This window comes from Pseudomonas capsici (genome assembly GCF_017165765.1).
GTDB lineage: Bacteria > Pseudomonadota > Gammaproteobacteria > Pseudomonadales > Pseudomonadaceae > Aquipseudomonas > Aquipseudomonas capsici.
In genome coordinates, this window is record NZ_JAFGZD010000004.1 from 236,741 (window position 1) to 263,280 (window position 26,540).

The window sequence follows — 26,540 nt, forward strand, 5'->3', positions numbered from 1 at the left end:
TTCAAAAAACGAACAGTAGCACGTCCGCCGATACTCAGCACCTCTCAGGGTGCGTCCGTCCGTATTATCAGGTTACTCCGACAACAAACTGTCTGGAGAGCCGTGATGAGTACAAAAGCAAAAAACGCCCCGCACTTGAGTGAGTCCGCCCAGGTCGATTCTGGATCGGTACAACCTTTTACCCGCTCGCAGAAAGTCTATGTCCAGGGTTCTCGCCCCGATATCCGCGTGCCGATGCGCGAGATCACCCTTGATGTGACACCGACGGACTTCGGTGGCGAAATCAACGCCCCGGTAACGGTCTACGACACTTCCGGCCCTTACACCGACCCCAATGTGGTCATCGATGTGCGCAAGGGCCTGGCCGATGTACGTTCGGCCTGGATCGATTCGCGCAACGACACCGAGCGTCTGGCCGGGCTGAGTTCGCAGTTCGGCCAGCAGCGTCTGGAAGATCCCGAGCTCACAGCCCTGCGTTTCGCCCATGTGCGCAACCCGCGTCGGGCCAAGGCGGGTGCCAACGTCAGCCAGATGCATTATGCGCGTCAGGGCATCATCACCGCCGAGATGGAATACGTCGCCATCCGCGAGAACATGAAACTTCAGGAGGCCCGGGCTGCGGGGCTGCTGAAACAACAGCACGCCGGTCACAGTTTCGGAGCCAGCATTCCGAAGGAAATCACCGCCGAGTTCGTACGGGAAGAAATCGCCCGTGGCCGCGCAATCATTCCGGCCAACATCAACCACGTCGAGCTGGAGCCGATGATCATCGGCCGTAACTTCCTGGTGAAGATCAACGGCAACATCGGCAACAGTGCGCTGGGCTCTTCCATCGAGGAAGAAGTCGCCAAGCTGACCTGGGGGATTCGCTGGGGCTCGGATACGGTCATGGACCTGTCCACCGGCAAGCACATCCATGAAACCCGTGAGTGGATCATCCGCAACTCGCCGGTTCCGATCGGCACCGTGCCGATCTATCAGGCGCTGGAAAAGGTCAACGGCGTGGCCGAAGACCTGACCTGGGAATTGTTCCGCGACACCCTGATCGAGCAGGCCGAGCAGGGCGTCGATTACTTCACCATTCATGCCGGTGTATTGCTGCGCTACGTGCCCTTGACCGCCAAGCGTGTCACCGGGATCGTGAGCCGCGGCGGTTCGATCATGGCCAAGTGGTGTCTGGCGCATCACAAGGAAAACTTCCTCTACACGCACTTCGAAGAAATCTGCGAAATCATGAAGGTCTATGACGTCAGCTTCTCGCTGGGCGATGGCCTGCGTCCCGGCTCGATTGCCGACGCCAACGACGAAGCCCAGTTCGGTGAACTGGAGACCCTGGGCGAGCTGACCAAAATTGCCTGGAAGCACGATGTCCAGACCATGATCGAAGGCCCCGGCCATGTGCCGATGCAGTTGATCAAGGAGAACATGGACAAGCAGCTCGAATGCTGCGACGAGGCACCGTTCTATACCCTTGGCCCGCTGACCACGGATATCGCGCCCGGTTATGACCACATCACTTCCGGCATCGGTGCGGCCATGATCGGCTGGTTCGGTTGCGCAATGCTGTGCTACGTCACGCCCAAGGAGCACTTGGGGTTGCCGAACAAGGATGACGTGAAGACCGGGATCATCACCTACAAGATCGCAGCCCATGCGGCGGACCTGGCCAAGGGGCATCCGGGCGCGCAGATTCGTGACAACGCCTTGAGCAAGGCGCGTTTCGAGTTCCGCTGGGAAGACCAGTTCAACCTCGGCCTGGACCCGGACACCGCCCGCTCGTACCACGACGAAACCCTGCCCAAGGACTCGGCCAAGGTGGCGCACTTCTGCTCCATGTGCGGGCCGAAGTTCTGTTCGATGAAGATCACTCAGGAAGTGCGCGAATACGCCGCCAACCAGAAAATCGAGGCAGTTGACCTGTCAGTGGAAGAGGGGATGCGCGAGCAGGCCGAACGCTTCAAGCAGGAAGGCAGCCAGCTCTACAGGAAAGTCTGAGCTTTCGCGAGCAAGCTCTCTCCCACGAGGTTTGTGGTAGGGAGCCTGCTCGCGACAGCCTTTTTAGCCGCGACCGGGGAACAGCTCCGGCCGGATCACACCATTGAGCTGTGGATAAGGAATCTTCAGCTCGATATGTCCCATGGAGTAGGGCGCAATGGTGGTGACCGGATACTTCAGAATCACCGCACCATACGTCAGGGCAATGTTGGGCGTTCGCTTGAACGGCCAGGTCTTGATGAACTCGCTGTCCTGATTCATCTTGGTCGAAGTCAGCCAGGCCTGGTGGGCCAGCTCGGCTTTGGCCCAGAACTCGTTTTCCTTGCCCGGAATCACCATGTCGGCCAGGGTCAGGACTTTCTGTTGCTGGCGCGAGTAGTTGATGAACGCTCTGCCGGGGTTGCCATGGGCACCGCCGGTATCCAGATAACTCGACAGCTCGACTACCACGATACCGTCATGCTGCTCGCGTACCTTGGCTTGCAGATAGCTGCTGTTACGTCCCGAAGCGCTGCTCAGGAATTGTTCCTGATAGTCCTTGATCGAAGCAGGCACCGGCGTGCCGGAATCCGTGCGGGTCAGTTGCAGCAGGGTTTTCTGGACAATGGCGTCCAGCCTTGGCTCGTCGGGGAAATGCACGGTATCGATATTGACCAGCGGGCAATCGGTGGTGGTGCAGCCCGGCTTGATCAGCTCGGAGGCATCGCGCTGGACTTGCAGCGGTGTGCGCATGTTGGGTGTGAAAATGCTTTGGCAGGCGCTCAGCATCAGGCCCAGACAAGCCAGTGAAGTGATCCTCAATAACGACATGTTGGTCCTTGGCGATATCAATGGAGGCGATTGCATTGTTCGTATGCAGGCTGCTTGGACTGCAAACAATGTCTTCGGTTCGCCACTTGGCGGATTAGAAGTGTTTTATGCCATGGCCGTCTACCCTGCTCTTCAAGGGGGCTGCATCCGGGAGTCGATGCGCGTTAGGATGGTCCGAAGTCACAGATCACCGCAAGCGAGAAACCTATGCCCCAGAACACCCGATCAACGCCAACGGCTTTTGAGATCACCCGGCGCGAAAACTGCTTCCAGGGGTTTTACAAGCTCGACAAGTTGTACCTGCGCCACGAGCTGTTTGCCGGTGGCATGGGCAATGAAATGAGTCGCGAACTGTTCGTTCGTCATGATGCCGTCTGTGTACTGCCTTATGACGCCAAGCGCGATGAGGTGGTGCTGATCGAGCAGTTTCGGGTGGGTGCGCTGGAGAAAAGCAGCAACCCTTGGCTGATCGAACTGGTGGCCGGACTGATCGACAAGGACGAACAGCCGGAAGAGGTTGCTCATCGCGAAGCAGAAGAGGAAGCTGGGCTTGTTTTCAGCGCGTTGTGGCCGATAACCAAGTACTTTCCTTCGCCCGGTGGCAGTGACGAATTCGTTCATCTGTTCATGGGGCAGTGCGACAGTCAGGGGGCGGGCGGCCTGCACGGGCTTGAGTCCGAGAATGAGGATATCCGCGTGACGGTCTGGTCGTTCGACGATGCGATCCAGGCTGTGGCTGATGGCCGAATCATGAATGCGGCAACGATCATAGCCTTGCAATGGCTGGCGTTGAACCGTACGGAAATAAGGGGGCTATGGTCGTGAATCTTTTGCGCGAGCGCTACCGTGTCGATCTTGCCGGGCTACAGGCGGCGTGCGAGGCCAACTACGCGCGCTTGATGCGTCTGCTTCCCGATATGCGTACCCAGAAAAGCTCGCGCCGGGTGGCGGTGACCCAGGGCGACCAGATGCTCGGTGTGCTGGCGGTCGAAGTGCTTCTCGACTGCCCGTACACCACGACCCTGCAGGTTCGCCAGGAGCACAGCCTGCCCTGGCTGCCGGTGCCGCGCCTGGAGGTTCAGGTCTATCACGATGCGCGGATGGCCGAGGTGATCGGTGCCGAGCATGCACGACGCTTCCGGGGGATCTATCCGTATCCCAATGCCGACATGCACCAGCCTGACGAAAAGGCCCAGCTCAATCTCTTTCTGGGTGAATGGCTGAGCCATTGTCTGGCGTGCGGCCATGAGTTTGAAGCGGTACGCTGACCTCGCCGCTCGCTCAAATGTGATCCAGGCACACTTTCCCGATTTACCTGTCTTCTCCCGCATCTCATAATCGCGCTGAATTCGCTCAAGGAGACGGCCTTGCCGAGCGCATCCCGATCATCGTCAGTTTTAGTGGTGCAACTATCCGACAGTCACCTGTTCGCCGAGGCGGACGGCACGTTGCTGGGCATGAACACCCGTGACAGCCTGGAGAAGGTCGTCGATCTTGTGCTTGCCGAACAGGCGGGCATCGATCTTGTGATTGCCAGTGGCGATATTTCCCAGGATGGCAGCGTGCAGTCCTATCAGGCCTTTCGTCGGCTCAGCGGGCAGATTGCGGCACCTGTGCGCTGGTTTCCCGGCAATCACGACGAATTGCCGCAAATGGCCCATGCCTCACAGGACAGTGATTTGCAGCAGCCCGTGGTCGATGCCGGTCAGTGGCGCGTGACGCTTCTGGATTCGGCAGTCCCCGGTTCGGTGCCCGGTTTCCTGCAGGAGCAGCAACTGCAATTGCTGGAGCAATCCCTGAGCGAGGCTCCCGATCGTCATCATCTGGTTTGCCTGCACCATCATCCTGTGCCTATCGGCTGCGAATGGATGGCGCCCATCGGCTTGCGCAATGCCGACGCGCTGTTCGCGGTGCTGGACCGTTTTCCCCAGGTGCGTGCCGTTCTCTGGGGGCATGTGCATCAGGAGTTCGATCAGCAGCGTAATGGCGTGAGGCTATTGGCTTCGCCGTCGACCTGTATCCAGTTCGCACCGGGCCAGGTGGATTTCACTCTTGATACGGCTGCGCCGGGCTATCGCTGGCTGCGTCTGCACGATGACGGACAGCTCGAAACCGGCGTTTCCCGTGTAGTCGGCATGCAGTTCGAAGTCGATTATGGCGGGACCGGCTATTGATCCTTGTCGGACCATGAATTCCCATGAGGCCTTGAGCCATTTATCCCTGTAAACTACGCGGCTTTGTTCCGGGCTCGGGAGAGACGGCTTGACCAGTGACACACCAGCATTGCTGTACATTCACGGCCTGAACAGCTCGGCCCTGTCGAAAAAGGCTTGTCAGTTGATTGCCCTGATGGACTCCCTGGGGCTGGGCGAGCAGTTGCGCGTTCCCGAACTGCATCACCATCCGCGTCAGGCCATGGTTCAGCTTGAGGCCGCGATACAGGCGCTTGGGCGGCCTTTGCTGGTCGGCAGCTCGCTCGGCGGCTACTATGCGACTCATTTGGCGCATCGGCACGGCCTCAAGGCGGTTCTGATCAATCCGGCGGTCAATCCGCACCAGTTGTTCGACGGCTACCTCGGTATCCAGCAGAACATGTATACCGGTGAGCGCTGGCAATTGACACAGGATCACATAACCGCCCTGGCGGAGCTTGAAGTGCCTGCTCCACAGGACCCGGAGCGTATCCAGGTATGGCTGCAGACCGGCGATGAAACCCTGGACTACCGACGCGCCGAGTCGTTCTACCAGGCCTGCGCCCTGCGTATCCAGGCCGGTGGCGACCACAGTTATCAAGGCTTTGCCGGGCAGATGCCGGCTTTGCTGAGTTTTGCCGGATTTGCGCCTGATCTTTTGCGGGCAGTTGATATATCCGGGTTGTAACCGCAGGGGCGAATCGGGCGGTGCTCCAAAGGGCAGTACATTCGCCTGTGAGCGGAGCACCGACCGATCGGCTCCCAAGTACCCATGAATTATTGATGATGAGAACCCATGGCCAATCCCAGCGCTAGCTCTTATAACGCAGACGCCATCGAAGTCCTCTCGGGCCTCGACCCGGTTCGTAAACGTCCGGGCATGTACACCGATACCGCACGGCCGAATCACCTTGCCCAGGAAGTGATCGACAACAGTGTCGACGAAGCGCTGGCCGGGCATGCCAGATCGGTCCAGGTGATCCTGCATGCCGACAACTCTCTGGAAGTGTCCGACGACGGTCGCGGCATGCCGGTGGACATTCACCCCGAAGAGGGGGTCTCCGGTGTCGAACTGATCCTCACCAAGCTGCATGCCGGTGGCAAGTTCTCCAACAAGAACTATCAGTTCTCCGGCGGTCTGCACGGTGTGGGGATTTCCGTAGTCAACGCGCTCTCGACCCAGGTCCGGGTCCGGGTCAAGCGCGATGGCAATGAATACGAAATGACCTTTGCCGACGGCTTCAAGGCTTCGGAACTGACGGTTGTCGGTACGGTTGGCAAGCGCAATACCGGCACCAGCGTGTATTTCGCGCCGGACCCCAAGTATTTCGACAGCCCCAAATTCTCCGTCAGCCGCCTCAAGCATGTGCTCAAGGCCAAGGCTGTGCTCTGTCCGGGGTTGCTGGTCAGTTTCGAGGACAAATCCACCGGCGAAAAGGTCGAGTGGCATTACGAAGACGGTCTGCGCTCCTACCTCCAGGATTCGGTCAGCGAGTTCCTGCGCCTGCCGGACGAACCGTTCTGTGGCAGCTTTGCAGGTAACAAGGAAGCCGTGGACTGGGCTCTGCTCTGGCTGCCCGAGGGTGGCGACAGTGTTCAGGAAAGCTACGTCAACCTGATCCCGACTGCTCAGGGCGGTACCCATGTCAATGGCCTGCGCCAGGGCCTGCTGGACGCGATGCGCGAGTTCTGTGAATTCCGCAATTTGCTGCCGCGTGGCGTGAAGCTGGCACCGGAAGACGTCTGGGAGCGGATTGCCTTCGTGCTCTCGATGAAAATGCAGGAGCCGCAGTTCTCCGGCCAGACCAAAGAGCGTCTGTCATCCCGTGAAGCGGCTGCATTCGTGTCGGGCGTTGTGAAAGATGCTTTCAGCCTGTGGCTGAACACCCACTCCGAGCTGGGCCTGCAACTGGCGGACCTGGCGATCAACAACGCCGGTCGTCGTCTCAAGGCCAGCAAGAAAGTCGAGCGCAAGCGCATCACCCAGGGGCCTGCACTGCCCGGCAAACTGGCCGACTGTGCCGGACAGGATCCGGCGCGTTCCGAGCTGTTCCTGGTGGAAGGTGATTCTGCCGGTGGTTCGGCCAAGCAGGCGCGTGACAAGGAGTTTCAGGCGATCCTGCCGTTGCGCGGCAAGATCCTCAATACCTGGGAAGTCGATGGCGGCGAAGTGCTTGCCAGCCAGGAAGTCCACAATATCGCGGTCGCCATCGGTGTCGATCCGGGGGCTGCCGATATCAGCCAGTTGCGTTACGGCAAGATCTGCATCCTCGCCGATGCCGACTCGGACGGTCTGCACATCGCAACCCTGCTGTGTGCGCTGTTCGTCCAGCACTTCCGCCCGCTGGTGGATGCCGGCCACGTGTATGTCGCCATGCCACCGCTGTACCGCATCGATCTGGGCAAGGAAATCTTCTACGCCCTGGATGAAAGCGAGCGCGACGGCATTCTGGATCGTCTGGTCGCCGAGAAGAAGCGCGGCAAGCCACAGGTCACCCGATTCAAGGGGCTGGGCGAGATGAACCCGCCGCAACTGCGTGAAACCACCATGGACCCGAACACCCGGCGTCTGGTGCAACTCACGCTGGATGACTTCGCCGCGACCTCGGAAATCATGGATATGCTGCTGGCCAAGAAGCGCGCCGGTGACCGCAAGTCCTGGCTTGAATCCAAGGGCAACCTTGCCGAGGTTCTGGTTTGACAAGAAGCTGGCTGGCCGCCCTGATGCTGGTCGTTGCACCGGCCTTTGCCGCGCCCCCCGAAGAGCTGACACTGGTGTCCGAGCATCCGGTAGACGGTATGGTCGGCGGCAATCTTTCGGGTCTGGCGATGTGCAACGGTCGGCTGTGGACGGTCTCGGATCGTGACGACAACCTGCTTTACAGCCTCGATATCACGAACAAGACCTGGGTTGCCGAACCTCACACCATGGTCGTGCCTGAGCCGGTCAGCTATCTGCCGCTGAACCTGCGTTCGCTGGCCAGCCTGTCGTCGGTGATACGGGGTGGCAGCATGGATTTCGAGGGCGTGAGCTGTGACGCCGAAGGGAACCGGTATCTGGTCAGCGAAGCGCATGGCACCGTTCTGAAAGTGCCGGTCACCGGTGATCCTGTCTGGCTCGATCTGCCTGCGGCTCTGGTAAATCAGGCCCGCGCACGGGGCATGCTGCAGCATTTCAACGCCATCTTTGAAGGTATCGCTGTCAGTGCGGCTGGCGACAAGGTCTGGCTGGCTGCCGAGCGCGAGAGTCGCGGGCTGCTGCTGGTCCAGCGTGAAAAGGGCAAGTGGAGCTGCGGGAAGAGCTGTGTGCTGCTTGTCGATCCGGGTCAGGCAGCACCGCCACCGCAGTTGAAGGGCGACAAGTTATCCACAAAGGATTTCTCGGATATTTCGCTGTTCAACGGCAAGCTGTTCACCCTGGAGCGCTCGGTCTATCAGGTCTGTCGCCGCACTCTGGAAACCGGTGAGGTCGAGCATTGCTGGTCGTTCGCCAAAGAAGCTTTGCTGCCTGAGCGTCTCTACGACCAGCCCTACGGCCTGACCGAAGCGCTGGTAGTCGATGCAACCGGAGCCTGGATCGGTATCGACAACAATTTCGGTGCCCGGGCCGATGGCGAGAAACGCCCGATTGTCTGGCGCTTTGCGGCTCCTGCCGGTGGCTGGAGCGCCGGGCAATGAGCCAGCCGCTTCCCGGCAGGCGTGCGGGCAAGGTGCTGCTGTTCCTGGCCTGGGGCGCAGGGCTTTTTCTGGCCACGCGCTTTTTCGGCGACTGGGAAGAGCGGCAGCAGAATCCCAATACTCAGGTCGTTTCGCAACACGGCGAGGGTTATATAGAAGTGCAACTGCTGGCTGACCGCCGCGGACACTTCGTCAGTACCGGTCGGATCAATGGCCAGACGGTCGAGTTCATGGTCGATACCGGGGCAACCGATGTGGCGATACCGGCTGAAGTGGCCGACGCACTGAACCTGTCGCGAGGCGTGCCGGTCATGGTGAGCACTGCCAATGGCGAAAGCCGCGGCTATCGGGCCATGCTCGACAGCCTGCAAGTGGGTGATATCACCCTGCGCAACGTGCGCGCCATTGTGGCCCCCGGCCTTGATGGCGAGCAGATATTGCTTGGCATGAGCGCAATGAAACAACTCGAATTTACCCAGCGCGGCGGCACCTTGCTGCTGCGTCAGACGACAAAATGATGAGGCCCGCATGAGCGACTCCCTTGACCTCAGCCTGGATGGCGTAGAACGCCGATCACTGGCTGACTTCACCGAACAGGCCTACCTCAACTACTCCATGTACGTCATCATGGATCGTGCCTTGCCGCATATCGGTGATGGCCTCAAGCCTGTACAGCGACGCATTGTCTACGCCATGAGCGAGTTGGGCCTCGGTGCCGACTCCAAGCACAAGAAGTCCGCTCGTACCGTGGGCGACGTGCTCGGCAAGTTTCACCCACACGGCGACTCGGCCTGCTACGAAGCCATGGTCCTGATGGCTCAGCCGTTCAGCTATCGCTATACGCTAGTGGACGGGCAGGGCAACTGGGGTGCGCCGGACGATCCCAAATCGTTCGCGGCCATGCGCTACACCGAAGCCAGGCTGTCGCGTTATTCCGAAGTGCTGCTCAGCGAACTGGGCCAGGGCACTGTGGACTGGGTGCCGAACTTCGACGGAACCCTGGATGAACCTGCCGTCTTGCCGGCGCGTTTGCCGAATATCCTGCTCAATGGCACCACCGGCATCGCCGTGGGCATGGCCACCGACGTACCGCCACACAACCTGCGGGAAGTGGCCAGCGCCTGTGTGCATCTGCTCGATGATCCCAAGGCCAGCATCGAAGACCTGTGCGGACACGTCAAAGGCCCGGATTATCCGACCGAAGCGGAAGTCATCACGCCACAGGCCGACTTGCTGAAGATCTACGAAACCGGCCGCGGCTCGGTGCGCATGCGTGCCGTATACCGCGTCGAAGATGGTGACATCGTGGTCACCGCGCTGCCGCATCAGGTGTCCGGTGCCAAGGTGCTGGAACAGATCGCTGCCCAGATGCAGGCCAAGAAGCTGCCGATGGTGGCCGACCTGCGCGACGAATCCGATCACGAAAACCCTTGCCGTATCGTCATTATCCCGCGCTCCAACCGGGTTGAAGTCGACGAACTGATGCAGCATCTGTTCGCCACTACCGATCTGGAATCCAGCTATCGGGTGAACATCAACATCATCGGCCTGGACGGCAAGCCGCAGCTCAAGAACCTGAAAACACTGCTCAACGAGTGGCTGACATTCCGTATCGCTACCGTGCGTCGTCGCCTGCAGTACCGCCTCGACAAGGTCGAGCATCGCCTGCACCTGTTGGACGGTTTGCTCACGGCGTATCTGAATCTGGATGAAGTAATCCACATCATCCGTACTGCCGAACACCCGCGTGCCGAACTGATCGCCCGCTTCGGCCTCTCGGAAATCCAGGCCGACTACATCCTCGATACCCGTCTGCGTCAGTTGGCGCGTCTGGAAGAGATGAAGCTGCGCAGCGAGCAGGAAGCATTGCTCAAGGAACAGGCCAAGCTTCAGGCTCTGCTGGGCAGTGAATCCAAGCTGCGCAAGTTGGTGCGTGCCGAGCTGATTGCCGATGCCGAAACCTATGGCGATGACCGCCGTTCGCCTATCGTTGCGCGGGCTGAAGCCAAGGCACTGTCCGAAAACGAGCTGATGCCGACCGAGCCGGTAACGGTCGTATTGTCCGAAAAAGGCTGGGTGCGTTGCGCCAAGGGCCATGATGTCGACGCCACGGGGCTTTCCTATAAAGCAGGTGATGGCTTTAAGGCATCGGCCATCGGACGATCCAACCAGTTTGCGGTTTTTATCGACTCGACCGGACGCAGTTATTCTGTGCCTGTTAGCGGGACCCAGGGGTTACCCAACGCTCGCGGTCAGGGCGAGCCGTTGACTGGCAGGCTGCAACCACCGCCAGGCGCGACCTTCGAGTGCGTACTGCTGCCCGATGACGAGTCGCTGTATGTAATCGCTTCCGATGCCGGTTACGGTTTTGTGGTAAAAGGTGAAGACCTGCAAGCCAAGAACAAGGCTGGCAAGGCACTTTTGAGCCTGCCGACAGGCGCAAAAGTCATCCTGCCGCGGCCTGTGGCCGATCGGGAGCAGAACTGGCTGGCCGCTGTGACCACTGAAGGTCGGTTGCTGGTGTTCAGAATCAGCGATTTGCCGCAACTGGGCAAAGGCAAGGGCAACAAGATCATTGGTATTCCGGGCGAGCGTGTGGCGAGCCGGGAAGAGTACGTGACAGATCTGGCGGTAATCCCGCAAGGCGCTACGCTGGTGCTTCAGGCCGGCAAACGCACCCTGTCGCTCAAGGCCGATGACCTGGAACATTACAAAGGAGAACGTGGACGACGAGGGAACAAACTGCCAAGAGGCTTCCAGCGTGTGGATACCTTGTTGGTGGAAAACAGCTAGGAATATTCATTTAGAGCCAGCGGTCTTCGTTTTGCCATGAAGATCGACGCATAATCGCTGGAGTCATGGCGAATATTCACGGATGATATGGTGTCTTGCGGTCTCGGCATGGCTTAGTGCCTGTACGAGCCTATAAGTATCTACACTGTGGCCGCCCGTGGTGGCCACCTGGATGGGACGATGAATTTTCTACGCCTTCCCTTTATCTTGTTGATAACGGGCGTTTTAGGTCTGGCTGGTTGCAGCATGCACCAGCCAATGGCGCTCTATCAGCTCGATAGTGGTGACCCGGGCCAGCCGAAGCAGAGCACCGGGCTTGCCGTTTTGCTGGGTCCGGTTTCAGTTGCCGACTATCTGCAGCGTGAAACCCTGTTGCAACGTCAGCCTGACGGTACGCTGACGGCTTCATCCGACGGCCGCTGGGCCGGTAACCTTTCCTCGGACATTGACCAGCTTCTGCTGCGTCAACTGGCCTGGAAGCTGGACAGTCAACGTGTCGTACTGGCCCCTGCCGTTGCGAACTTCAAGCCTGATGTCCAGATCGTGTTGTCGATCACCCGCCTGGATTCGGGAGCCAAACAGCCCGCTGTGCTCGATGCACAATGGCGTTTGCTGGACCGCAAGGGCAATGTTCGTGACAGCCGTCTGGTCCACCTCGAAGAGGTCCACACCGGTGGTTCTGCCGATCAGGTCCGGGCGCAGGGTCTCTTGCTGCAGCGTCTGGCCGATCAGGTGAGCATGGCGGTCAAGCCGATAGCTTGGCAGGTCGTCGATGAGCCCAAGAAAGCTCCGGTTGTGAAAGCCAAGGAGCCCGATAAGCCGAAGATCCCGATGGCTTCACCGATACGCACAGACCTTGAAGTGTTCCGCTTCTAAGTACTGAGCCACAAAAAAGCCCGCAGCGATGCGGGCTTTTTGTTGGCTCCAATCCGGGTTTTCTTCGGATGGGCGGGCCACTCGCGGATAAGTCCTGCGAGCGGGTGTGATTTCCGGTGGGAGCGGATTCATTCGCGAGGGGCCGATACATCCGATAGAGATATATCGTTTCTATTGCCGTCTCGCGGATAAATCCGCTCCTGCAGAGGCCGAGTTCAGGCCTTGTGCGTCTCATGCATCCGCGCCAGCTGGCGTTCCAGCATGGACGGGTAAGGCTCCATCAGGCGTTCGACGCAGCAGGCACCTTCCGGGCTTGCGATCGGGCGGATGCGGGCGCGTTGGCGGATCAGGGTGTCGTCGTTGATCTTGCGCTCCACCAGCAGCAGGTTGCGGCTGTGCTGGGACAGCGCCAGTGCATCCTGGGCGGTTTCGGTCAGCAGCAGATCGATCTGGCTCAGGCCGGACAGACCTTCACCCAGCGTCAGGCCCAGCTGCAATTGCAGGGTAATGCCGCTGTCGGCGACTTCGATCTGCAAGGCATGGCTCAAGGCGCGCAGCAGTTCGCCACAGCAGATCGCATTGGTCAGGTAATCCTCACCGCTTTCCTGGCTGTGGAACAGCATCAGCGTGCTGCCGTCATTCAGGGTGTGCAGCTCGCTGTCATACAGCGAGGCCGCCTGATCGAGGCAGTCGCGATAGCGTTGCAGCAGATCGGTCAGGCGCGCGCGCGGCAGGCGGCGCAGTTGATCCTGAGCACCCAGTTGCACAGCCAGTACCGCGCTGTGCTGTGGCTCGCCAGGAGTGGACAATGCGGCAGCCGGGCGAATGGCCGGGGTGTTGCTGGAGTTGTCGCGAAGATCGGCAAACGGATCTTCCTCGTCCTCTTCATCTTCTTCGGCCACGAAGCGACGCTGAGCGGGAGGCGCAATCACGCGAGGCTTGGGCGTTTCATCGAAACCGGTGTCCCGCGCCGAAAAGGACGGGGCAGGTTTCTCGTCTTCAGGCTCCAGATAAGTATCGTCGTCTTCGCCGTACTCGGGTTCCGGTGGCGTTTCAGGCTCGGGAACCGGTGGCGCGAAGGAGGAGCGCAGCTGACGTGCCAGATCGCCGATTTCATCCTGGCGGTCGGTGGCCGGGGTGTAAGGGTCGATATCCCGCAGCCAGATCCGCAGTTGCAGCAGTGGCGTGGAGATATGGCGGCCCAGACGCAGGCTCAGGGTCAGCGCCAGTGCGAGCAGGATGCCGGCCAGAATGCCCATGCTTTGCAGGCTGATGGTCATGGGCTGCTGGAATTGCGTCATGTCCAGGCTGATGCGCAGGTGTCCGGCCATGACATCCTGGAAAGTGATCTTTATTTCATAAAGACCCTGGGCTTCACCCAGCAGGCTGTTTTTCGGACGTTGCCCGGCCTCCGCAAGAATGCGGTTGTCGACGCTATAGATAGCAGCGTGGGCCACCAGCGGGTTCTTGACCAGATTGCCCAGCAGCACGTTGAGGCTGAGGATGTCGTTGGACACCAGCAGCTCGGTGGCCGAGGTTGCAGTCTGCGTGGTCAGGGCCTGCCCCAGTGCGTCAGCCTGTTCGTGCATGGCCTGCTTGAATTGCAGGCCCATCACGCCGGCGTAAATCACCAGCGCCAAGGCGACCAGGATCACGTTATGGCTGGCAATACGCAAAGCTATCGGTACACGGCGGTGGCGCAATGCACGAAAGATCAGCAGGAAGAAATTATCGGTTTTAACGGGCGTGGGCCGGTTCACAGAGCACGGCTCTTTCGGTGAAGTTGCGCGCAGTATAACGACCGTCCCAGTAGCGGCAAAGCGCTGGCTGTGCCCGACGGTCACAGAAAGTGGTTAGAATGCGGTTTTTTTCCACTGCTGGGGTGCGCCTTGCGCGAAATCGTCCTGATTAACATCACTGGTGTCGACCGTCCGGGTCTCACTGCGGCCATCACCGGCGTTCTTGCCCAGGGTGGCGTGAACATCCTCGATATCGGTCAGGCGGTGATCCACGACACCTTGTCGTTCGGCATCCTGGTCGAAATTCCGGATAGCGGACAGGGTTCTTCGGTCCTCAAGGACATCCTGTTCACAGCCTACAAGCTCGATCAGCAGGTGCGTTTCACTGCGGTGTCCGAAGAGGATTACCAGCAATGGGTCGACGGGCAGGGCAAGGCGCGGCATATCGTGACCCTGCTGACCCGCAAGGTGACGGCCGAGCAATTGCAGCGTGTCAGCTCCATCACGGCAAAATATGGCCTGAATATCGACCATATCGATCGTCTGTCCGGGCGCATGCCTCTCGATACGCCAGCCGACAAGGGCAAGGGCTGCATCGAGTTCTCCGTGCGCGGTGAGCCTGCGGACCCGAAAGCCATGCAGGCAGAATTCCTCAGCGTGGCTCAGGAGCTGAACGTCGATATCGCGTTCCAGCAGGACTCGCTGTTCCGCCGCAACCGTCGTCTGGCCGTGTTCGACATGGACTCGACCCTGATCGAGGCCGAAGTCATCGATGAGCTGGCCAAGGCGGCTGGCGTCGGTGAGCAGGTTTCGGAAATCACCGAGCGCGCCATGCGTGGCGAGCTGGATTTCCGCGCCAGCTTCAAGGAGCGCCTGTCGCTGCTCAAGGGGCTGGATGTGAAGGTGCTGGATGAGATCGGTGCTTCCCTGCGCCTGACCGAAGGCGCTGAAAACCTGTTTGCCGAACTCAAGCGCCTGGGCTACAAGACCGCGATCCTTTCGGGCGGTTTCACTTACTTTGCCAGGCAGTTGCAGGCGAAGCTGGGTATCGATTACGTGTTCGCCAACGAGCTGGAAGTGGTCGATGGCAAGGTGACCGGTGTGGCGGTCGAGCCTGTTGTCGATGCTCAACGCAAGGCGGATCTGCTGCGCGAGCTGGCGAACAAGGAAGGTCTGAGCCTGGAGCAGACGATTGCGGTGGGTGACGGTGCCAATGACTTGCCGATGCTGGCGATTGCCGGTCTCGGGGTCGCGTTCCGCGCCAAGCCATTGGTCAAGCAGTCTGCCAAACAGGCGATTTCGACACTGGGTCTGGACGGGGTTCTGTACCTGCTGGGCTTCCGTGACCGTGAGGGCCGCGGCTGACAAGCCCGGTCTGCGTAGCTGTCGCAATCCTCTTGAGGCGTGCGGCGGCTACAGCGAGCTCCACAACGAATCGAATTCCTGCCCCGGCTTCGGTTTTTCACTTTCCGTGGCCTTGGGCGCATCGTAGATCTTGTACTCGAACTGGTTATAGCTGGCGCTGCTGATGTGCCGGTTGTTCAGTGCTGCCCGGCGTTCTTCGCCATTGACGTTGATCATGACCTGACTGCCTTCCTGAAACGGCAGGCGCGGCGCGAGTACGGTCGGCGGCTTGCCCATGGCCCGGACTTCCGGAAGCATCAGGGTGCGCAGATACTGGCTGTTCTGGCCTTCGCGTATCAACTGCATGCCGCAGGGTTGCGCAAACGGGGCGATCAGTTCGATGCCCATCTGGGTGCCGCCGCTGCGCACCTGCCTGACCCAGCGCACGATGGCGATGCTCCAGCCCTGTCCGGCGTCATCCTGAATACCCACCAGTTCACCGGCCTGCAATTGTGGCGGGACTTCCCGGGGCCATGCCAGACAATAGCCTCCGGGGCTGTGGTTGACGATATTCAGCTCGAAGGTGGCAAAGATATTCTGTGCGTTGGCAGCCGACTCGTTGTCGCCATCGACTGACTGGTATTCGATTTCCTCGAAAGGCAGCAAGACCGACGAGGTGTTGCCGCGATGGGTATCGAAGGCGTTGGACCATGGGTCGTCGCTGTTATCGTTGACCACTTTCAGGCTGAAATCCGCCACGCTGCTTGCGGCGGGCAGCAGTAATTGTTCGGTGAAGGATTTCTGGCCGCCGACATAGTAGTGCAGGGCGCTCATGCCGATGCACAGCTTGAGCGTGCCCTGGCCTGCGGTGCGCTGAAAGGTTCGTTCGGCCACATTGCCCCAGGCCGCTGCCAGATGTTGCAGCAGGTCGGTGGTCACGCGAGGCGGGACAAGTATTCTGGACTGCGAACGCTGATCGGCTGGCAGTTCCAGGTAGTTATTGAGGGCGTCGGCTAGTCCCAGGGAGTTTATCCCCAGCAGCGTGGGCAACTGCTCGTCAGTAAACAGGGTGCGATAAAGCGGCGGTTTGTCGGATGTGGGGTCCAGAGCAAACAGACTGTTTTCATTGGCGGGTGACTGCAGAGTGACCAGCGCACTCCAGGCTTCCAGGGCTTCGGCCATCTTGCCGATATTCAACTGACGCATCTGGTTGCTGCGTGAACAGCCCATCAGCAAGGCAATGGCGTAGGTCTGCTCGACGCTCAGGGTGCGAGTGTGAGTGCCCAGCGGCTCGTTAACCGGCGTGCTGTGCAACTGATACTGACGGGCAATCTGATAGATGTGATGCAGTTCAAGCCAGAGACCGTCCTGTACCGGGCAATACAATTGGCTGGCGCGGATCAGGGGGCCGTTGAGCGCATGCATGGCTCGCTGCAATGCGGTGGCGAGCAGGTCGGCGCGTTCCTTGCTGTAGCGCGCCGTGACTCTCTGGATGATCTGTTTGTAGCCGGTGGCCAGATGGTTTTGCAGGGCCTGGCAAAGGTTGGCGACCTTGCGCGGGCGTTCATCGAGCACGATGGCCTGATTGAGAAAATGCCGTTCCAGATGGCTGCAGACGAAATAGACTTCCGGGCGCAGCAGCTCCAGCATTTGCAGGCGATTGTCGCTGGGGGTCAATAGCTGGTTGAGCTCGGACAGCCCTTGATAGAGCTGGCGGGCCATTTCGCCTATGTTTGCTTTGGGCAGGCTGGAGATCCAGCGTTTGAGGTCGCGGGGATTGGGTTCACAGAATGACAGGCTCGACTGTGTTGGCGTGGGTGCACGCAACAACAGAGGTAAGCTCAAATTACTCATGTGACAGGCAGACTCCAGCTACTTCAAAGGCCCGAACGGTGGCTTCGATTGACGAATTTCATGCATCTTTGCAGTGAATTTATCGTGCAAGCGTCAATTAAAGTGCGCTGTTTCCTACAGCACCGATAAGGCGACTTTAACAGCATCGAAGCGTTCTCGCAGCTTTTATGGCCTCATGCCAGTACTTGTCTGCTCCCGTTGGAGCTCAGGCCCGAGCACAGGTTCCGAGGAGCCTGTGCTTTTCAGGTCAGGAGATGTTTCAGGCCTGTACGGGCGCTGCCATTGCTTGTCCCATTTGCACCTTGGAGCCGGCGGTCAGCTCCTCGGCCCATTTCACCTGATCCGGGCCAAACAGCACGATAGCGGTGGAACCCAGCTTGAAACGGCCCATTTCGGCACCTTTTTCCAGATGGATGGGCGCGCGTGCGGCTTCGTCATAGCTCACGGTCTTCAGTTCGCGCTTCGGCGGTGTGACCAGTCCGGCCCAGACGGTTTCCACCGAGGCAACGATCATTGCGCCGACCAGTACCACGGCCATCGGGCCGCGCTCGGTATCGAACAGGCAGACGACGCGCTCATTGCGGGCAAACAGCTCCGGAACGTTTTCGGCGGTGGTCTGGTTGACCGAAAACAGGCGACCTGGCACGTAGACCATTTCGCGCAAGGTTCCGGCAAGAGGCATATGGACGCGGTGGTAGTCCTTGGGCGACAGGTAGACCGTCGCAAACTGGCCACCCATGAACGGAGCCGAGAGTTTCGGATCGCCACCCAGCAGTTCCAGTGCGCTGAAGCTGTGGCCCTTGGCCTGGAAGATACGGCCATGCTCGATAGGGCCCAACTGGCTGATGGCACCGTCGGCCGGGCACAGGATGGCACCCGGAGTGGTGTCCAGCGGGCGTGCGTCCGGCTTCAGGGCACGGGTGAAGAAGTCGTTGAAGTGCTCGTAGGCAGTGAGGTCTTCGACCTGGGCCTGAGACATGTCCACCTGATAGCGACGGGCGAACCACGCAGTAAAGGCATTCTTGAACCAGCGCACGCGGCACTCGGCAACGCAGCCCGCCAGACGAGACAGAAGATGGTGTGGCAGCAGGTACTGACTAAGGATGAACAGACGCTCTTTCATTTATATTCCTAAAGCTTGAAGGGGGAGCCGACTCGTTTGGCGCTGATGTCACTTCTCGATCGGGGTGTCCGGGTGATTGCCCCATTCGCCCCATGATCCGGCGTAAGCCTTGACCCGTGGATAGCCCAGAGCCTTGGCCACCAGATAGGTGAAGCCTGAGCGGTGGTGGGTCTGGCAGTGGGTGATCACTTCCTTGTCGGGAGTGATGCCCAGGTTTTCCAGAATCTGTGGCATGTCCTGGCGAATGCGCAGGTTGCGGGCCTTGTCCATGCCGGCAGTCCACTCGAAGTTGACTGCGCCAGGGATATGGCCGCCTCGGGCTGCCACGACTTTTTCTCCCGAATACTCGGTCGGACCGCGGGCATCCCAGATCGCCAGATCGGCAGCGCCGAGACGGGACTGGAGATATTCGCGGGTTGCAGTGGGCTCGCCATGCAGGGTCAGGGTCACGGGCGTGTTCGCAACTGCCGGTACATCGGTGGTCAGCGGCAGGGATTGAGCTTCCCAGGCCAGTACACCGCCATCCAGATAGTGGTAGCCAGTTTGGCCGATGACATCCAGCAGCCAGATGAAGCGTCCGGCCCAGCCACCGCCTTCGTCGTCATAGACGACATAGACGGCATCCGGGTTGTGACCGAGTTCGCTGAACAGTTTTTCCAGATCCCCATGAGCAGGCAGCAGGCCTGGCGCGGGAGGCTGGCCCAGTTGCGTACGTTTCGGGTCGACGAAGCGGGCACCGCGGATATGACCAGCCTCGTAACGGGCGCTGCTGGTCAGATCGACGAGGATCAGTTGCGGGGCGTCAAGGCGCTCAAGCAGATCTTGTGGCTCGATGACCAACGGCAAACCAGTGAAGACGGACATTTGCAGCCTCCTTTAAAGGGGAAGTGCGAATTGTACGCCAGGCCTCAGGCTTTGCGTTGGCTAAAGATAGCCAGTGATCGCTCAATGCATTGCGCGGTTTTTCCGAATGCCTGAACGGATATTTCCGACAATGGACCTCCACCTTGGTCCGCGACCACCAGTAGCAGGACCCTGCCGTTGTTGCCCAGTGAGCGGATCAGCCAGTGTTCGCCCCTGAAAATGCCTTTCAGAGCGGCAGGCAGCAGCGCCGTGAACTGTGCGTGGTTGGTCGGGGTGATACGCAATTGGGTCGGCTGGGTCAGCAAACGCTGCAGGACCGTGCTGTCTTTTATGGAGAACTGCAGGCCCGAAACCTCAGGCGGCAGCCCGCCAGCCAGATGCACGCGCACCACGCTGGCCGTCTTGTCCGCCATCAGCAGCATGACCCGCTCCATGCCACAGGCCACCAGGGCATCGCGAGCGGTTGTGGTCAGGTGCATGGAGTTGATGAACGGCGTGGGTTCGACCAGCAATTCGGCGCACTGCTTGCGCCACTGTTGCAAGGCGTCGGCCGAGGGCGGGGGGGCAACATCGTTGTCGCGTCTGATGCGTCGGGCATCCCAGGGCCAGATCAGTGATTCGGCCGGATGCCACAAGTCGGCTTCGGCATGTATGCGAGCGCTGCTGGCGGCATTCTGATGGGCCTGTTGCTGGATTTCCGCCAGCGGCAGTTGCAGGTAAAGGCTGGCGAGCCGTTCCCAGCGCAGGCAATGCGGGCTGTTCCAGGCCTGTTGGGCGGACAGCGCCAGGCCGTTGCCCAGCAGCACGGTATTGGCCGGTTGATTCAGCCAGCGACGCAGGTTCGGGTCGGCATCCATGAGTTGCTGCTGGCGCAACGGGTCTTGATCTTCCCGAGCGATGTGCAGAGATTTGACCAACTCGCGTCGTTCGTTGATCAGAACTTTGTAACCGCGAGTGACCCAGACCGGCAGGCGCCAGAATTCGGCCAGTGCCAGGCACAGTTCCAGCAGGCTGACGCCGAACAGCTCTTTCTCGACCACGCTGCTGGACTCGCCCTTGTGAATGACCCGTACTTCCCAGTCTTCCAGAAGTTTGGGGTGCGCAAGTGCCATGGGCCACAAGGGCGAAAGGAATAGCAGGCTGCCCAGGTGGATGTCCTGCCAGAGGCGGGCGAGGCGACTGGCGAACAGGCCGTTGGCCTGTTGCGTGGCATGCTGGCTGATAAGGATCAACTGTCGGAAAGCGGCCGGTATGTCCTTGGGGTCCCTGGCAGGCAGACGACCGAGCAGGACCTCGGTACGGGCCAGCCCCAGCCGGTTGATTGCAATCTCCAGGCTTTCGGCCGGCTCCACCATGCCATGGCTTTTATGGTTGGCTTCGCGCAGCACGCTCAAGACCAGTTCCGGGCTTTCCTGCATCATGTCGGCGATTTCGCGCAGCGAGCTGCGGCTGTCTTTCAGCGCATCGCGAACATGATTGTGGTTCACCACCGGGATCGGCAAGTCCACAGCATCCAGATGCCGGATCCAGGCATCCAGGGTCTTGGGGATCGAGTGCTTCGTGGAGCTTGCTGTCGACATTGCTAAGGCCTTTACGGCTGGATTTTTTTAAGCAGCGCAGGCTGCGATTCTTCAGGGCTGGACAGCTCTTTTCAAGCCTTTGTTCTGATGGCGAACTGGTTTTTCACAATAACGGACTATAGTCTGGACCAATGAGGCCGATACGTAGAACAAGAGTTTCCGCACATGTCCCTGAACCCGACTCGATAAGTATTTTCTACCTATGGCTAAAATTATCGGCATCATCGTCGTTTTCGCGAGCGTGCTCGGCGGATACGTTCTATCCCACGGCCACATTGCAGCACTGTTTCAGCCCTATGAAGTGCTGATCATCGGTGGTGCGGCCCTGGGTGCATTCCTCCAGGCCAACCCTGGCTATATGACCATGCACGTCTTCAAGAAATCCTTGCAGATGTTCGGTACGCGTTTCACCCACGCCTACTACCTGGAAGTGCTTGGTCTGGTTTACGAGATTCTCAACAAGAGCCGCCGCGAAGGCATGATGGCGATTGAAGGGGATATCGAGGAGCCGGCTTCCAGCCCGATCTTCGCCAAGTACCCTGGCGTGCTCAAGGACGCACGCATGACGGCCTACATCTGCGATTACCTGCGGATCATGTCGTCGGGCAACATGGCGCCCCACGAACTCGAAGGCCTGTTCGACATGGAACTGTTGAGCATGAAGGAAGAGCTCGAGCACCCTTCCCATGCCGTTACCGGTATCGCCGACGGTATGCCCGGTTTCGGTATCGTGGCAGCGGTACTGGGTATCGTGATCACCATGGCTTCCCTGGGTTCCGGTGACAAGGCTGCCATCGGTATGCACGTAGGTGCGGCTCTGGTAGGTACTTTCTTCGGTATTCTGGCGGCTTATGGCTTCTTCGGCCCGCTGGCCACTTCCCTGGCGCACGATGCCAAGGAAGAGATGAACGTCTACGAGTGCATCAAGGCTTCCCTGGTGGCTTCGGCTTCCGGCATGCCGCCTTCGCTGGCCGTGGAGTTCGGTCGCAAGGTTCTGTATCCAGCGCATCGGCCCAGCTTCAGCGAGCTGGAACAAGCGGTTCGCGGTCGTTAAGTCATGGAAAATAATCAGCCGATAATCGTCAAGCGCGTAAAGCGCTTTGGTGGAGGTCACCACGGTGGCGCCTGGAAGATCGCCTTCGCTGACTTTGCGACAGCGATGATGGCGTTCTTCCTGGTGCTGTGGCTGCTGTCTGCCGCCACGCCCGAGCAGTTGATCGCGGTGGCCGGTTACTTCAAGGACCCGGTCGGCTTCACTGACAGTGGCTCGCCCTATGTGATCGATCTGGGCGGTTCGCCCGAAATGTCGCCCAACCAGACGCTCAACCCCGAGGTCAAGACCACTCCGTCCCCGGATACCGTGCCGATCGAGTCGGATACCTCCGAGTCCAAGGCCGAGCAGGTCGAGCAGGAGCGTCTGGAGATGCTGTTGCAAGAGCTGCAGAACAAGGTCGAAGAGAACCCGCAACTGCAGAAGTTCAAGGATCAGATTCTGTTCGAGATCACGCAGGATGGCTTGCGGATTCAGATCATGGATGCCGATAACCGGCCCATGTTCGACTCCGGCAGCGCCCGCCTGAAGCCGTACTTCGAGGACATCCTGCTGGCCATGGCCGACACCATTCGCACGGTGCCGAACAAGACCAGCATCAGCGGCCACACCGACGCCAAGCCTTACGTGGGCAGTGGTGAGTTCGGCAACTGGGAGCTGTCGGCAAACCGTGCCAACGCTGCACGTCGTGCGCTGGTGGCAGGCGGTTATCCTGATTCGCAGGTCGCCCGAGTGGTCGGGTATGCTTCTTCGGCGCTGTATGACCGTGAGCATCCGTTCAATCCGGTGAACCGTCGTATCGATATCGTCGTGCTGACCAAGAAGGCCCAGCAGCGTATCGAAGGTGACCAGAACACCGGCGGCGCGCCACAGACGGCTCCGGCACCGGCGGCTCCAGCAGCCCCCGGCGCCCCGGGAGCATCCACGACTACGCCACCTGATCCGCAGGCGTATGCCCAGCCTCACGAGATTCGGCAAAAGCTGAATATCTTCGAGGAAGGTCAGTTACGGGCTGAACCAGCCAGAAACTGAGTGGTGACAACCGATACAAAAACGCCGCGATGATCGCGGCGTTTTTGTGTGCGCTTCAGTAACTGTCTTGCGGCAGGCTGGCGATGATCGAGCGATAACTGTTCATGCGCTGCTGCTGAACCCGGCCATCTTCCAGGGCCTTGAGCAGGGCACAGCCCGGTTCGCGGTCATGCTTGCAGTCGCGGAAGCGGCAGGTGCCGAGCAGATCGTTGAACTCGATGAAGCCGGCTTCCACATCGGCACGGCTGACATGGCCCAGGCCAAACTCGCGAATGCCCGGTGAGTCGATCAGGTCGCCGCCACGGGGGAAGTGGAACAGGCGCGCGGTGGTCGTGGTGTGAGTGCCTTGGCCGGACAGTTCCGACAGCGGGCCGACCCGTGTGCCGACTTCCGGCAGCAGGCTGTTGACCAGCGAAGACTTGCCCACGCCGGACTGCCCCACGAACACGCTGATATGGCCGTCGAGACGGGCTTGCAACTGCTGCATACCATCGCCCTGATGCGCCGACACCTCCATGACCGGATAACCCAGAGTGCGGTATACCGCCAGCAGGGCATTGAGTGCAGGAGCGTTCTGCTCGTCGATCAGGTCGGCCTTGTTGAGCAGTAGCAGCGGATGAATCCCGGCATGTTCGGCGGCTACCAGATAGCGGTCGATCAGGTTGGCGTGAGGCTCGGGCATCGGCGCGAAAACGATCACGATCAGGTCGACGTTGGCTGCTACCGGCTTGAGCTGGCCGCGAGTGTCCGGGCGGCAGAGTTCGGTGGTGCGAGGCAGTTGCGCCACGATGACCCCGATACCCTGATTGCCGGCACGCCAGACCACCTGGTCGCCGGTCACCAGCGCTGGCAGGTTGGCGCGCAGGTGACAGCGGAAAACCTGGCCACGTTGTTCGCCGTCCTGAGCTTCGACTTCAACCTGCACACCGAAGTGAGCGATCACCAGTCCGGTCTGCTCGGGGCCGAGATCGCCGCCTTCCAGGGTTTCCAGAGCCAGCGTCTCGCGTTTTGCAGCGCGGGCAGCGCGTTCGCCCTGGATCTTTTCGATGCGCCAGTTCTGGCGGCGATTGAGTTGGCGTTTGGCCATGGGTGTTCCGAGTCGATAAAGCGAATGATTGGGTCATACATAGAATCGGGCGGAGTCTAGCACGCCGGGGTGAGCTAAACTGCGAAGCCTAGCCAAGGAGTCGTCACATGCAGAACAAGCAAAACCTGATCTGGATCGATCTGGAAATGACCGGCCTGGACCCGGACACCGATGTCATCATCGAAATGGCCACGATCATTACCGACAGTGAGCTCAACACGCTGGCCGAAGGGCCGGTGATCGCCATCCACCAGAGCGACGAAACGCTGGCCGGGATGGACGAGTGGAATACCCGTCAACATGGCGGCTCGGGCCTGACCCAGCGGGTTCGCGAAAGTACCATCAGCATGGCCGAGGCCGAGGCGCAGACTCTGGACTTCATCAAGCAATGGGTACCGGAGCGCAGCTCGCCGATCTGCGGCAACAGCATCTGCCAGGATCGCCGTTTCCTGTATCGGCACATGCCGACCCTGGAAAACTACTTCCACTACCGCAACCTCGACGTTTCCACCCTCAAGGAACTGGCTGCCCGCTGGTCGCCGGAGTTGCGCTTCAAGAAAGGCAACACCCACCTGGCACTGGACGACATTCGTGAGTCGATTGCCGAGCTGCGTTTCTATCGCGAGAACTTCATCAAGTAACGGATGGGCTCTTGAGTGCGGCGAATAAACTTCGCTGCACTCTTTCAGTGCGTTGATCCGCTGGTTAGACTGCGCGCCTTTGTCGCAGGTGTAGTCGCCATGTTGCTGATGCTTTATCTGATAGCCATCACTGCTGAAGCCATGACCGGTGCCCTGTCTGCCGGGCGTCGTGGCATGGACTGGTTCGGCGTTGTCCTGATTGCCTGTGTCACCGCGCTGGGTGGCGGTTCGGTGCGCGATGTGCTGATCGGGCACTACCCGCTGACCTGGGTCAAACACCCCGAATACCTGGTGCTGACCAGTGTGGCGGCGCTGGTGACCATCTTTATCGCCCCCTTGATGCGCCACCTGCGCTCGCTGTTTCTGGTCCTCGATGCCCTGGGGCTGGTGGCGTTCACCCTGATCGGCTGCATGACTGCACTGGAAGCCGGGCACGGCATGCTGATCGCTTCGGTATGCGGTGTAATCACCGGCGTGTTCGGCGGCATCCTGCGGGATATCTTCTGCAACGACATCCCCCTGATTTTCCGCCGCGAACTTTATGCCAGCGTGTCCTTTCTCGCTGCGTGGTGCTTTCTGCTGTGCCAATACCTGGAACTGCCCACCGAGCAGAGCATCCTGATCACCCTCTCCGGCGGCCTCCTGCTGCGCTTGCTGGCGATCCGCTTCAAATGGGAAATGCCGAAGTTCGTCTATAAGGATCAGTAGCTGCAAGCGTCCCAGCTTGAAGCTTGAAGCTTGAAGCTTGAAGCTTGAAGCTTATAGCTTGCCGCTTGCAGCCTGGTGCCTTCCAATCGCCCATTCCACGTGTTCGCGCACCATCTCCGACGGATAGTCGCGGCGCGCTTCCAGGGCTTGGAGGACGGGGATGGTGGACGGGGCGTTGCCCAGTCCGACCGCCAGATTGCGCAGCCAGCGTTCGTAACCGGCACGTCGCAGCGGCGAGCCTTCGGTGCTGCTGAGGAATTTTTCTTCATCCCACATAAAGAGTTCGGCCAGCCCGGCGTTGTCCAGGTTGTGGCGTGGCTGGAAGTCGTTCTGCTCGGTCGGACGGGCGAAGCGGTTCCACGGGCAGACGATCTGGCAGTCGTCACAGCCGAATACCCGGTTGCCGATCAGAGGGCGCAACTCTTCGGGAATGGCTGTCTTGAGTTCGATGGTCAGGTAGGAAATGCAGCGTCGGGCATCCAGCACGTAAGGACCGACGAAGGCGGCTGTCGGGCAGATGTCCAGGCAGGCGGTGCAGCGTCCGCAATGCTCGGTCGCGTGCGGAGCATCTACCGGTAGCGGCAAGTCCACGAACAGCTCGCCAAGAAAAAAAAAACTGCCCGCCTTGCGATTGAGCACCAGGGTGTTCTTGCCGATCCAGCCCAGCCCGGCCTGTTCGGCGATGGCTTTCTCCAGCACCGGCGCACTGTCGACGAAGGCCCTGAAGCCGAATGGCCCGATCGCCTGCTGGATTCGTTCGGCCAGTTGCTGGACGCGCTTGCGAACCAGCTTGTGATAATCGCGGCCCAGAGCGTAACGCGAGACGTAGGCTTTTTCCGGTTCTGTCAGGCGCTGGGCCATTTCGGTATCGCCCGGCAGATAATCCATGCGCAGCGACACGACCCGCAACGTGCCCGGCACCAGCTCATCCGGATGGGAACGTTTGCTGCCGTGGGCTGCCATATAGTCCATTTCGCCGTGGTAACCCGCCTTGAGCCAGCGTTCCAGGTGCTGTTCATGCTCTGCCAGATCGAGCCCCGATATGCCGACCTGTTGAAAGCCCAGCTCACGGCCCCACTCCTTGATCGATTGCGCAAGGCTGGTGAGGTCGTCGGAAGTTGGAAGTTCAGCAGTAATAGCAGGCATGCGCAGAGAGAAACCGGGTCCAAGGTG

Annotated in this window: 23 protein-coding genes; 15 read left to right on the forward strand and 8 right to left on the reverse strand. The window is 59.9% G+C overall.

The window, feature by feature from the left end; genetic code table 11:
* The first annotated feature begins 105 nt into the window (after positions 1-105).
* Positions 106-1,995 (forward strand): phosphomethylpyrimidine synthase ThiC, encoded by a 1,890-nt coding sequence (thiC, locus tag JSY17_RS07505; RefSeq protein WP_201012866.1) that lies wholly within the window; start codon positions 106-108, stop codon positions 1,993-1,995.
* A 63-nt stretch (positions 1,996-2,058) separates the two neighbouring features.
* Here the strand turns inward: thiC and JSY17_RS07510 are convergent, their stop codons facing one another.
* A complete protein-coding gene (locus tag JSY17_RS07510) occupies positions 2,059-2,805 on the reverse strand; it encodes an RsiV family protein (RefSeq protein ID WP_117181658.1) in 747 nt (248 codons plus the stop codon).
* 207 nt (positions 2,806-3,012) lie between these two features.
* On the opposite strand from JSY17_RS07510, the gene JSY17_RS07515 reads away from it, so the two are divergent.
* From JSY17_RS07515 to JSY17_RS07555, 9 genes are all read left to right on the forward strand, one after another.
* Complete coding sequence (locus JSY17_RS07515; protein ID WP_117181656.1) at positions 3,013-3,630, forward strand: NUDIX domain-containing protein; 618 nt, start codon at positions 3,013-3,015, stop codon at positions 3,628-3,630.
* Positions 3,621-4,073 carry a DUF1249 domain-containing protein gene (locus JSY17_RS07520; RefSeq protein WP_117167294.1) on the forward strand — a complete coding sequence of 151 codons (453 nt, stop codon included), beginning with the start codon at positions 3,621-3,623 and terminating at the stop codon, positions 4,071-4,073. The genes JSY17_RS07515 and JSY17_RS07520 overlap by 10 nt, the downstream gene beginning before the upstream one ends.
* 99 nt (positions 4,074-4,172) lie before the next feature.
* Positions 4,173-4,979, forward strand: a complete 807-nt coding sequence (cpdA, locus tag JSY17_RS07525) for a 3',5'-cyclic-AMP phosphodiesterase (protein WP_201012865.1) — start codon at positions 4,173-4,175, stop codon at positions 4,977-4,979.
* A gap of 88 nt (positions 4,980-5,067) precedes the next feature.
* Positions 5,068-5,685, forward strand: coding sequence for a YqiA/YcfP family alpha/beta fold hydrolase (locus JSY17_RS07530; RefSeq protein WP_200998337.1), 618 nt, complete (start codon positions 5,068-5,070; stop codon positions 5,683-5,685).
* 108 nt (positions 5,686-5,793) lie between these two features.
* Positions 5,794-7,698, forward strand: a complete 1,905-nt coding sequence (gene parE / locus JSY17_RS07535) for a DNA topoisomerase IV subunit B (protein WP_117181651.1) — start codon at positions 5,794-5,796, stop codon at positions 7,696-7,698.
* Positions 7,695-8,675 (forward strand): esterase-like activity of phytase family protein, encoded by a 981-nt coding sequence (locus JSY17_RS07540; RefSeq protein WP_206401520.1) that lies wholly within the window; start codon positions 7,695-7,697, stop codon positions 8,673-8,675. The genes parE and JSY17_RS07540 overlap by 4 nt, the downstream gene beginning before the upstream one ends.
* Positions 8,672-9,193: a retropepsin-like aspartic protease family protein gene (locus tag JSY17_RS07545; protein WP_206401519.1), complete on the forward strand. Its 522-nt coding sequence runs from the start codon at positions 8,672-8,674 to the stop codon at positions 9,191-9,193. The genes JSY17_RS07540 and JSY17_RS07545 overlap by 4 nt, the downstream gene beginning before the upstream one ends.
* A gap of 10 nt (positions 9,194-9,203) precedes the next feature.
* Positions 9,204-11,468 (forward strand): DNA topoisomerase IV subunit A, encoded by a 2,265-nt coding sequence (gene parC, locus JSY17_RS07550; RefSeq protein ID WP_117186680.1) that lies wholly within the window; start codon positions 9,204-9,206, stop codon positions 11,466-11,468.
* Between the two features lie 180 nt (positions 11,469-11,648).
* Positions 11,649-12,344 carry a PqiC family protein gene (locus JSY17_RS07555; RefSeq protein ID WP_200998334.1) on the forward strand — a complete coding sequence of 232 codons (696 nt, stop codon included), beginning with the start codon at positions 11,649-11,651 and terminating at the stop codon, positions 12,342-12,344.
* A 215-nt stretch (positions 12,345-12,559) separates the two neighbouring features.
* Here JSY17_RS07555 and JSY17_RS07560 read toward each other — a convergent pair whose 3' ends face one another.
* The gene (locus JSY17_RS07560; protein ID WP_117186678.1) at positions 12,560-14,104 is read right to left on the reverse strand and encodes a HAMP domain-containing protein; all 1,545 of its coding nucleotides are present in this window, start codon (positions 14,102-14,104) and stop codon (positions 12,560-12,562) included.
* Between the two features lie 129 nt (positions 14,105-14,233).
* On the opposite strand from JSY17_RS07560, the gene serB reads away from it, so the two are divergent.
* The gene (serB, locus tag JSY17_RS07565; protein WP_162880572.1) at positions 14,234-15,448 is read left to right on the forward strand and encodes a phosphoserine phosphatase SerB; all 1,215 of its coding nucleotides are present in this window, start codon (positions 14,234-14,236) and stop codon (positions 15,446-15,448) included.
* Positions 15,449-15,496: 48 nt separating this feature from the next.
* Here the strand turns inward: serB and JSY17_RS07570 are convergent, their stop codons facing one another.
* From JSY17_RS07570 to JSY17_RS07580, 4 genes are all read right to left on the reverse strand, one after another.
* Entirely contained in the window at positions 15,497-17,281 is a 1,785-nt protein-coding gene (locus JSY17_RS07570; RefSeq protein WP_117181639.1) for a molecular chaperone, read from the reverse strand.
* Between the two features lie 259 nt (positions 17,282-17,540).
* The gene (gene asd / locus JSY17_RS25615) at positions 17,541-18,404 is read right to left on the reverse strand and encodes an archaetidylserine decarboxylase (RefSeq protein WP_200998333.1); all 864 of its coding nucleotides are present in this window, start codon (positions 18,402-18,404) and stop codon (positions 17,541-17,543) included.
* Between the two features lie 48 nt (positions 18,405-18,452).
* Positions 18,453-19,268 carry a rhodanese-like domain-containing protein gene (locus JSY17_RS25620; protein WP_206401518.1) on the reverse strand — a complete coding sequence of 272 codons (816 nt, stop codon included), beginning with the start codon at positions 19,266-19,268 and terminating at the stop codon, positions 18,453-18,455.
* A 44-nt stretch (positions 19,269-19,312) separates the two neighbouring features.
* Positions 19,313-20,848 carry an HDOD domain-containing protein gene (locus JSY17_RS07580; protein ID WP_206401517.1) on the reverse strand — a complete coding sequence of 512 codons (1,536 nt, stop codon included), beginning with the start codon at positions 20,846-20,848 and terminating at the stop codon, positions 19,313-19,315.
* Between the two features lie 202 nt (positions 20,849-21,050).
* Between JSY17_RS07580 and motA the strand changes: the two genes are divergently transcribed.
* Both motA and motB read left to right on the forward strand, forming a co-directional pair.
* Positions 21,051-21,902: a flagellar motor stator protein MotA gene (motA, locus tag JSY17_RS07585; RefSeq protein ID WP_117181631.1), complete on the forward strand. Its 852-nt coding sequence runs from the start codon at positions 21,051-21,053 to the stop codon at positions 21,900-21,902.
* 3 nt (positions 21,903-21,905) lie between these two features.
* Positions 21,906-22,931, forward strand: coding sequence for a flagellar motor protein MotB (gene motB, locus JSY17_RS07590; protein WP_117186674.1), 1,026 nt, complete (start codon positions 21,906-21,908; stop codon positions 22,929-22,931).
* Between the two features lie 55 nt (positions 22,932-22,986).
* Here motB and rsgA read toward each other — a convergent pair whose 3' ends face one another.
* Complete coding sequence (gene rsgA / locus JSY17_RS07595) at positions 22,987-24,018, reverse strand: small ribosomal subunit biogenesis GTPase RsgA (protein WP_206401516.1); 1,032 nt, start codon at positions 24,016-24,018, stop codon at positions 22,987-22,989.
* Positions 24,019-24,125: 107 nt separating this feature from the next.
* Between rsgA and orn the strand changes: the two genes are divergently transcribed.
* Together orn and JSY17_RS07605 are read left to right on the forward strand one after the other, a co-directional pair.
* The gene (gene orn / locus JSY17_RS07600; RefSeq protein ID WP_117167309.1) at positions 24,126-24,659 is read left to right on the forward strand and encodes an oligoribonuclease; all 534 of its coding nucleotides are present in this window, start codon (positions 24,126-24,128) and stop codon (positions 24,657-24,659) included.
* Between the two features lie 99 nt (positions 24,660-24,758).
* Complete coding sequence (locus tag JSY17_RS07605; protein ID WP_117167310.1) at positions 24,759-25,367, forward strand: trimeric intracellular cation channel family protein; 609 nt, start codon at positions 24,759-24,761, stop codon at positions 25,365-25,367.
* Positions 25,368-25,418: 51 nt separating this feature from the next.
* Here the strand turns inward: JSY17_RS07605 and queG are convergent, their stop codons facing one another.
* Positions 25,419-26,513, reverse strand: a complete 1,095-nt coding sequence (queG, locus tag JSY17_RS07610; protein ID WP_122371001.1) for a tRNA epoxyqueuosine(34) reductase QueG — start codon at positions 26,511-26,513, stop codon at positions 25,419-25,421.
* Positions 26,514-26,540: the final 27 nt, after the last annotated feature.